The sequence below is a fragment of the Micromonospora sp. NPDC057141 genome (assembly GCF_042670805.1).
Lineage (GTDB): Bacteria > Actinomycetota > Actinomycetes > Mycobacteriales > Micromonosporaceae > Micromonospora.
The window spans coordinates 1-1,726 of the sequence record NZ_JBHUVA010000165.1 but is presented as its reverse complement, the minus strand read 5'-3'; the positions used below and the strand labels follow the sequence as shown (position 1 = coordinate 1,726).

The window sequence follows — 1,726 nt, the reverse complement described above, 5'->3', positions numbered from 1 at the left end:
TTGCCGTCCTGGGTCTTGGCGATGTACTCGCCCAGGTCTTTGGCGTCGCGCTCGGTTTCCAGCCGCTTGAAGTCGATCGCGTGGCCCTTGCCGCCGCACGGGCAGTTGGTCCGGTCGCAGTCGTCCGACGGCCGCCACTTCGGGTTGATCCCCTGGAGGGCGCCGACCCAGACCGTCCGCCAGTGGTTCTGCCACTCGGTGAGCGCGTTCTCCGACGGCTCGAAGGTGCCGGCCACCCGCTTCTCGGCACGCTCGCCCGTGGTCCGGCCGCCGACGAGCACGATCGCGTGGATGTGCGGGTGCCAGCCGTTGGCGAGGCCGACGGTGACCTCTGTTGCGCGGATCATGCCGATGTAGCCGATCCGGCCGCGGATTCCCTCCGGGTCGCACTTCCGCCCGGCCCAGGTGCCGCCGGTGATGAGCCGCTGGTAGGCGCCCGCCTTCCGGCGGGTGGACGCCAGCTCAGCCTGCGTGGTGCGGAGATGGGCCTGCGCGTCGGCCAGCTCGCCCGCGGCTGCCTCCTTCGCGGCCGCCATCGCGGCGCGCTTCTGGCCCTTGGGCGCGGCAAGCCGGGCGGCGTTCACGGCGGCACGGGTCCGGTCGGTGACCTCCTGGAGGGTCGTCTCGGCAACGGCGACGTTGGCCTTGGCGACGCGGATCTCGGCGGCCGTGCCGGACCGGGAGCCCTGGAGGGCGTCCATCAGGCCGTCGAGTCGGTCCTTGGCCGCGTGCCGGGTGGTCAGCGTGACCAGGTAGGCGGTGCCGCCTCGGCGGATCCACTCGACTACGGCCTCCGTGATCTCCTCGGCCCGCTTGTGCCGGATGGTCGCCGCGCAGACGGGGCAGAGCCAGATCCGCCCGCAGCGCATGAGGCCCAGGACCACGGCGGTCCCGGATGCCGTCTGCCCGACGATGACGCCGGAGGCCGGGTCCATCAGGCTCCGGCCGCAGCCCTTGCACGCGGGGTCGCCGGTGATCCGCCACAGCGTCCGGCGTCCGGCGTACCGGCGCGACTTCCGGGCCCTGGCCTGGAGGACGCGGTCGTGGTGTTCGTGCAGGTGGGCGGCCTCTGGCACGTCCGATTCGGCCCCTTGAGACCCGGTGGCCGCAGACCCCCCGGGAAACTCTGTTGTTTCATTCCCAAGGCGTCCGGATTTGCCGGACGACCCGCCACGGGCGGCTTCCCGCTCGATCTTGGCGAGGAGCCGCTTCGCGCGCTTGCGGCAGGCGTCGGAGCAGTAGATCTTGGGGCGCTTGCCGGGTACGCGGGTGATCTTGTTCCCGCACCCGCAGCGGGGGCCTCTGGCGTCCCGTGAGGCGGCACGCGGAGCGGTGGGTGTTGCAGACGCCGGAGCGTCGCTTACGCTGGACACAGACGAGTCCCTTGGTGTGGTAGCCGGGCGGACGTCAGAAGCGGCCAGGGGGTCTAATCCCTGGCCGTTTCGCATTACTGGGCTGATCCTGCCACTTCGCGCAACAGACGTTCCCCCCGGCACGCCTGACGGCCTTTCGACCCGTGCGGAACGGGCGTCGCGGTCCTGGTGTCGGCCGTGCACGGCGGGTGCTCCCTTTCGCAGGTCGGGAGCGCGGTGCTCGCGTCTCCCAAGATCCGGTACGTCCTAGGCCCCTGATCCGTTACGCCTGTGCTGTGCGAATCGGGTCGAACGGGGCCGAAACGTCGGGTTGTTGCGCAGGTTGCGCAGGTCACGCGCGTACGCGTACGCGC

1 pseudogene is annotated in these 1,726 nt (G+C 71.3%); it reads right to left on the bottom strand.

Annotation, left to right across the window (positions count from 1 at the left end):
- Window positions 1-935, bottom strand: a pseudogene (locus ACFT41_RS32210) (hypothetical protein); the annotation flags it as partial.
- Between the last annotated feature and the right edge of the window lie 791 nt (window positions 936-1,726).